Annotated in this window: 6 protein-coding genes and 1 tRNA gene; 2 read left to right on the top strand and 5 right to left on the bottom strand. The window is 71.5% G+C overall.

Going from position 1 to position 6,657, the window contains the following annotated elements; all coding sequences use genetic code 11:
- The first annotated feature begins 10 nt into the window (after positions 1–10).
- Positions 11–87 (top strand) — tRNA-Met (locus tag JWQ05_RS04355).
- A 241-nt stretch (positions 88–328) separates the two neighbouring features.
- Here the strand turns inward: JWQ05_RS04355 and JWQ05_RS04350 are convergent.
- The 5 genes from JWQ05_RS04350 to JWQ05_RS04330 form a co-directional block, all read right to left on the bottom strand.
- A complete protein-coding gene (locus JWQ05_RS04350; RefSeq protein ID WP_299655040.1) occupies positions 329–1,072 on the bottom strand; it encodes an NUDIX domain-containing protein in 744 nt (247 codons plus the stop codon).
- Complete coding sequence (locus tag JWQ05_RS04345) at positions 1,029–1,508, bottom strand: DUF983 domain-containing protein (protein ID WP_299655037.1); 480 nt, start codon at positions 1,506–1,508, stop codon at positions 1,029–1,031. The genes JWQ05_RS04350 and JWQ05_RS04345 overlap by 44 nt, the downstream gene beginning before the upstream one ends.
- A gap of 47 nt (positions 1,509–1,555) precedes the next feature.
- Complete coding sequence (gene rnr / locus JWQ05_RS04340) at positions 1,556–3,868, bottom strand: ribonuclease R (protein ID WP_299655034.1); 2,313 nt, start codon at positions 3,866–3,868, stop codon at positions 1,556–1,558.
- A 134-nt stretch (positions 3,869–4,002) separates the two neighbouring features.
- Entirely contained in the window at positions 4,003–4,386 is a 384-nt protein-coding gene (locus JWQ05_RS04335; protein WP_299655031.1) for a hypothetical protein, read from the bottom strand.
- A gap of 75 nt (positions 4,387–4,461) precedes the next feature.
- Complete coding sequence (locus JWQ05_RS04330) at positions 4,462–5,040, bottom strand: NAD(P)H-dependent oxidoreductase (protein ID WP_299655028.1); 579 nt, start codon at positions 5,038–5,040, stop codon at positions 4,462–4,464.
- 366 nt (positions 5,041–5,406) lie between these two features.
- On the opposite strand from JWQ05_RS04330, the gene JWQ05_RS04325 reads away from it, so the two are divergent.
- The coding region (locus tag JWQ05_RS04325; RefSeq protein WP_299655043.1) for a M48 family metallopeptidase at positions 5,407–6,657 on the top strand (1,251 nt) is incomplete at its 3' end.

The following is a 6,657-nucleotide window of genomic DNA, read 5'->3' as shown; positions in this document are numbered from 1 at the left end:
CACGCTTTGGCGCGGGGTGGAGCAGCCCGGTAGCTCGTCAGGCTCATAACCTGAAGGTCACAGGTTCAAATCCTGTCCCCGCAACCAAATCCATAACCAACACAAAGCCCGTCCCGTAACCGCGGGGTGGGCTTTGTGCTGTTCAGGACGCGCTGACCCAAGAACGCGAGCCTCGCGTTCAATGCAGCCAGGACGTGAAGAAATACAGCACCAGAATGATCGGGATCGGAATTCCGATCAGCCAAAGCAACCCACCGCGCAACATCGACCCTCTCCACATCACGTTTCGTTGATCGGCTAACGAACACAATGGGTATGTAGTTCCGGACTACAGGGTGTCTCGCTGCGGCCTGCCGTGACGCTGGTAATAGTACGGGATCGGCAGATAGGGTGCGAACCCGCCCTTCACCTGAACTTCGAGATCGTCGAGCACGATGCCGGTGATGCGGGGAAGATCGAGGGCCCGCGCCTCCGCGAAGGTCACCCAGGCGAGTTCCACGAGCTCGGCCTCCGCCGAGACGATTCCGGGCACCTCGTGCACGATCGCGGCCCGGTCCACGGCGAAGAATCGCGTATCGAACCGGCGCACCCGGCCGGGCGGCGTCACCGCCCGCGCGATGAGGTGCAGGGCTTCGAGATCCGGCATCACGCCCGCCTCGCGAAACGCGGCCCAGGTTCCGGCCGGCGCGGTGTCCGGCGGTCCGTAGTCTCGGGTTCCGAGCATCAGCCCGGTCTCCTCGAAGGTCTCGCGGATCGCCGCCAGGGCCAGGGCGCGTCCGAGGCCGCTGGCGCCGCCTGGCGCTCTGAGTGCGAGCGCGTCGTTCGCCCGGTTCGAGAGGGCGCCCGCCACCGGCATGTGCCGGTCGCCCGGCTCGATCCGCCCGCCCGGAAACACGAACTTGCCGGGCATGAAGGCAAGGCCCGCATGACGCCGGCCCATCAGGATCCTGGGCGCCCGCTTGGCCCGGTCGAGGATGATCAGCGTCGCGGCGTTGCGCGGCCGCAGGGCGACGGGTCTCGCCTTCGCCTCAGGCGGGGGCCCGTTCGGCAGCACGCCCGTCGCCTGGTCCATGCTGCGTCCCCCCGCCCTGCGGCACTTCCGATGTCCGGGGCAGCGGTAGCGTGGCGAAGCCGTGCATGCCAAGCGCATATTGCAGCCCGACCACCGCGCCCTTCACAGGCTGCAGCAGGGCGAGCGAGCCCGCGAGGGTGACGAGGGGCCAGAAGGTGAGCTGAAACCACAGCGGCACATCGTAGTTCATCTCGGAGTCGAGAAGAAAATATCCGACGATGTGCCCGACGATGAAGATGACGATGTAGGGCGGCAGGTCGTCGGCGCGGTGATGCGCGAATTCGAGTCCGCAGGCGTCGCAATCCGGGCGCACCTTCAGGAAGCGGCCGAAGACCCTGCCGGTCCCGCAATGCGGGCAGCGGCCGACGAATCCCCGCACCATCGACCGGACGAGGCCCGTCCGCGTGCATCGATCGGCTTCGACGAGTGCTGGCATCTTGCGAAAAATCCCTGAGCGCGAAGTCCGAACTTATATATCCGGCTTCAGCGGCGCGACCCGCGATGGCGCGACCCGGCGTTGCGGATGCCGGGGGGGCGACCGGCAGACCCAGGCTTTCGCGCGGGTCCGCGCCCCTTCGCGGGCGCGCCGCGCTCCGGCCGCGCCTGTCCCTCCGAGAGCAGTTCGAAGCGCAGGGCGCCGGCCACGGCGGCGGCTTCCACGAGGCGGACCTCGACGCGGTCGCCCAGCCGGTGGGTCTCCCCCGAGCGCTCGCCGACCAGCGCGTGCTTGGCCTCGTCGTGGCGGTAGTAATCCGCCCCGATGGTCGAGATCGGCACGAATCCGTCCGCCCCCGTCTCGTCGAGTTTGATGAACAGGCCGGAGCGCGTCACGCCGGAGATCTGGCCCGTGAAGGTGGCGCCGACCCGGTCGGCGAGGTGGTGGGCGATGAGCCGGTCGATGGTCTCGCGCTCGGCCGCCATGGCGCGGCGCTCGGCCGCCGAGATCTGCTCGCCGATCTGGTCGAGGGCCGCCACGCTGACGTCGGAGGAGAGGCCGTCGGACCCGAGCCGGCAGGCGGCGATCAGGGCGCGGTGCACGATGAGGTCGGCGTAGCGCCGGATCGGCGAGGTGAAGTGGGCGTAGCGCCGGAGGTTGAGGCCGAAATGCCCGAGGTTCTGGGCGGCGTAGACGGCCTGGGCCTGCGAGCGCAGAACCACCTCGTTGATGAAGGTGGCGTGCTCGGTTTCCGCCACCGCGCCGAGGAGGCGGTTGAACAGAGCCGGGCGCAACGCGCCCTCCTTCGGAAGCTTGATGCCGATGGAGGCCAGCACCTCGCCCAGCGCGCGCATCTTCTCGAGCGCCGGCTCGTCGTGGACCCGGTAGATCAGCGCCTGCTTGGCGTGTTCGAGGGTCTCGGCGGCCGCGACGTTGGCCTGGATCATGAACTCCTCGATGAGCCGGTGCGCATCGAGGCGGGCGGGCACCACGACGCGGTCCACGGCTCCGTCGGGGGTGAGCAGGACCTTGCGCTCGGGCAGGTCGAGGGCGAGGGGGCCGCGCGCGTCGCGGGCTTCGCGCAGGGCGGCGTAGGCGGCCCAGAGCGGGCGCAGCACCGGCTCGAGCAGGGGGGCGGTGGCGTCGTCCGCGAAGCCGTCGATGGCGGCCTGCGCCTGGGCGTAGCTGAGCTTGGCGCGCGAGCGCATCATGATCCGGTGGAAGCCGTGCCGGCGCTTCTCGCCATCGGCGCCGATCACCATGCGCACCGCGAGGGCCGGGCGGTCCTCGGCCTCGCGCAGGGAGCAAAGATCGTTGGAGATGCGCTCGGGCAGCATCGGCACGACCCGGTCGGGGAAATAGACCGAGTTGCCGCGCAGCAGCGCCTCGCGGTCGAGCGCCGAGCCCGGCCGGACATAGGCTGCCACGTCGGCGATCGCCACGGTGACGATGAAGCCGCCGGCATTGGCGGGGTCGGGATCCGCGATCGCCATCACGGCGTCGTCGTGGTCCTTGGCGTCCGGCGGGTCGATGGTCAGCAGCGGCTCGGCGCGCCAATCCTCGCGGCCGGCGAGCCCCACCGGCACCGCCGCGTCGGCCTCCGCGAGGGTCGCCGCTGCGAAGACGTGCGGGATGTGATGGAGATGGAGCGCGATCAGGCTGACGGCCTTTTCGGAGCCGAGCGAGCCCAGCCGCTCGCGCACCCGGCCCTGGGGCAGGCCGAAGCGGCTCTCGCGCTGCAGGCTGACGCTGACGAGGTCGCCGTCGCGGGCCTCGCCCTCCTCGCCGGCGGGAATCGCGATCTCGCGCCCCTGGGCCCGCTTCTCCACCGGGATGATGCGGCCACCCTCGGGGCCGGCGCGGAAGATGCCGATGATCTCGGCCTTGTTCTTGCCCAGCACCTTGATGACCCGGCCGGTGTAGCGGCCAGCCTCGCCCTCGCTCGGTTCCACGCGCAGGAGCACCCGGTCGCCGATGCCCGGTGCCGGCTGACCGGCGGGGCGCTTGGCACCGCGCGGTGCCGCCACGGTGATCCGGGGGGCAGGGCCGTTGCCGACATCCCATTCGGCGGGCACGCCCAGGAACTCGCCGTCGCGGTCGCGCGCCGTGATGTCGGCCAGCACCACGGGGGGCAGGCGGCCGGCGGGCGTGAGGCCGCCGCGCCCGCGTTCGACGGCGCCGTCCATCTCGATCTCCTTGAGGATGCGTTTCAGGCCGATGCGGTCGGCGCCCTTGATGTTGAAGGCCGCCGCGATCTCGCGCTTGCCGACCGTCTCGGTGGAGGCCGCGATGAAGGCGAGGATCTGCTCGCGGGAGGGGAGACCGGCGGCGCCGGGGTTCGGATTGATGCGTTTGGCCAAGGAATCTGGACTCGCTGCGCGGGCGCGAGGCCGGACGCGGGAATGATGGGGCCGGAGGCGACATCGCGGACCGGCCGATGCCTACAACATGGGCATTCCGGCCCCGTCCGGCAACGGCCGCCCCCGGCGTGGCGTCAGCCCGTCGCGGCGGATTTGCGCAGGCGCTCCACCGCGCGGTCCACGTCGAAGGCGGAATCGGTGATCTCGCCGAGGCTGAAGGGGCACAGGGCCGGGAAACCGAACTGCACCTGGTTCTCGGCCTCGCGGAACTCCGGCGCCTCCGCCTCGCGCACGGCCAGCGTCCAGAAGCCGTCGATTTTCAGGCCCTCGACCCGGGCGGGGTCGGCGGCGAGCCCGGACTGGTCCCGCCGCGCGGCCTCGCGCCACCGGACGCTCGCCCGGTCGTCCGACATCAGCGCGGCCCGCACGAGGTCAACGAGTAGGGTACGGATCGCCGTCGTTGTCTCGGACTTGGAAGGTTCGGACTTGGAAGGTTCGGACTTGGAGGTCTCAGGCATGGATGGCGCTCGGCGGGAGGGCTCGGTCGGCGATCAGGCGCAAGGCCCGCGCCACACGCCCGGGCCGGGAGCGCCTCAATAGGGCGTGCCCGACGCCCGCTGCGCCTTCAGGGCCTCGGCGTACCAGACCAGTTCGTCGAGGAAGCGCCGGGCCGCTTTGGGCAGCCACTCCTCCTGCGCCGTGCCGGCCTCGTCGAGGGCCTTCGCGATGCGCGGGATCGGCAGCAACGAGGGGATGCTCGACGCGCCGAGTTCGGACAGCATTGCGCGCAGCTGCATCGCGGCGCGCACGCCGCCATATTGCCCGGCCGAGTAGCAGACGATGGCCGAGGGCCGCCAGGCATACTCTTCCAGGAAATGGTCGAGGGTGTTGGAGAGGGCCGGCGGGACCGAGTGGTTGTACTCGGCCGAGACCACCAGGAAGGCGTCCGACCGGCGATAGAGCGTCGCCAGGTCCTCCAGCACAGCGGGGGCGCCGCCCTTCGGATATTCCTTGTACATCCGGTCGAGGAGCGGGAGATTCAGCGCGGCCGGATCCACCAGCGGCGCCTCGATGCCCCGGCCTTCGAGCTGCGCCATCAAAAAGCGGGCGGCGCGCAGACCCTGGCGGTCTGAGCGGACGGAGCCGAGGATGACCGGAATGACGAGGGGCATGAACGGGGCTCCTTGGGTTGGGTTCAGGCGGTTCGGTCGCCGAGCAGTCCCGCAGGCCCGACCGGACGGAAGCGCGATTCTCGGGTTGAGCGTATCCGCGCAGGGCTTTGTGCCGGTGGAGGATCACGATTCGTTGACCGAAGCGTACGCTCCGGTACAAACCCTAGCACAGGTCGCGTCGCGCTCGCGTGACGCTGCGTTCGCGGTGGGCCCGCCCCGGTCCGTCCATGCCACCTCGGCGAGCCGGCACCGCGCATCCCGCACGTGAAGGGGGTCGTCATTCCCAAGGCAACGATCGCGCCCAAGGCAACGATCGCGCGCGCACCCCTGCGCCTGCGCGCCCTCTCGGGTCTCGTGGCCGCCACCGTGCTGCTGCCCCTGGTGCTCCTGCTGCTCGGCTTCTGGGAGAGCCGGCGTGCCGACGACGACTGGGCCGCGTTCGAGGGCGAGCGGCAGCGCGTGGCGGCGCAGGTCGCGGAGCTGGAGGCGCGGGCGCCGCGCGACGGGCGCCCCGATTTCACGCTGCAGTTCCGCCACCGAGGCCAGCTCTACGGCGGCCCGATGGCGGTGGACAAGGCGCGCGCGGCGCAAGGAGAGGCCGCGACCCTGACCGCGCTGATGGACTGGCGCCGCCGCCTGCCCCCGATCGTCGTCGTCGGCGGCGGTCTCGCGGCGGCGCTCTCGATCTTCGTGCTGCTGACGGGCGCTCTCATCGGGCGGGCGGGCCGCGCCTCGCGCGACGCCCTGGTCCGGGGCTTCTCGCTGGTGCGCCGCCTGCTGCCGGTGATTCTCGCGGTCCAGATCCTGGCGACGAGCGTGGCCTGCGTCGCCGTCCTGCTCTTCGAGGCGGGCATCCTCGTCCAGTCGGGGTTCAGCGGCGACGCCCTGAAGCTCATCGGCATCGCCGCCGTGGCGATCGGGGCGATCCTGTTCGCGGCCGGCAGCACGGTGCTGGGCCTGCGCCGGGCGCTCGCCGCCTTCGAGCCCGATCCCCTGCCGATCTTCGGGCGTCCCGTTACGCCGGCCGACGCGCCCGGGTTGTGGCGCCTCACCGAGGGCCTTGCCGAACGGCTCGGTGCCCTCACGCCGGAGGCGGTCGTGGTCGGCCTCACGGGGGGCTTCTTCGTCAGCGCCGGTCCCGCCGTGCTGGAGCCGGGCGGCGAGCGGATCAGCGGCCGGATCCTCTACCTGCCGCTGCCCTACCTCGCCCTGATGCGGGGCGACGAGGTCGCGGCGATCGTCGGCCACGAGCTCGCCCATTATGCCGGGGGCGATACGGCCTACAGCCAGCGCTTCCTGCCGATCTATGCCGGCGTCGGGCGCTCCCTCGACGCCGTGGCGGCGGGCCACCAGGGCTCCCTCGGGCTGCTCGGGCCGTCGCTGCGGCTCGGCCTGTTCGTGATGGAACGCTTCCATCTCGCCGTGCGCCACTGGAGCCGGGCGCGCGAATTCGCGGCCGATGCGGCCGGCGCCGGGCTCACCTCGCCGGAGGCCGCCGCGCGCGCGCTGCTGCGCACGGGCGCTGTCCTCCCCCGCATCGGCGAGACTCTGGAGGCGGCGGCCGCGGCGCCCGCCTCCGCGCCCGCCGACCTCGTGGCCGCCACCCTCGATCGCGCG

The sequence above is a fragment of the Methylobacterium sp. genome (genome assembly GCF_028290105.1).
In the GTDB taxonomy this organism is placed as follows: Bacteria; Pseudomonadota; Alphaproteobacteria; order Rhizobiales; family Beijerinckiaceae; genus Methylobacterium.
The sequence above is the reverse complement of the archived record's forward strand: the minus strand, read 5'-3'. Positions and strand labels throughout refer to the sequence as shown.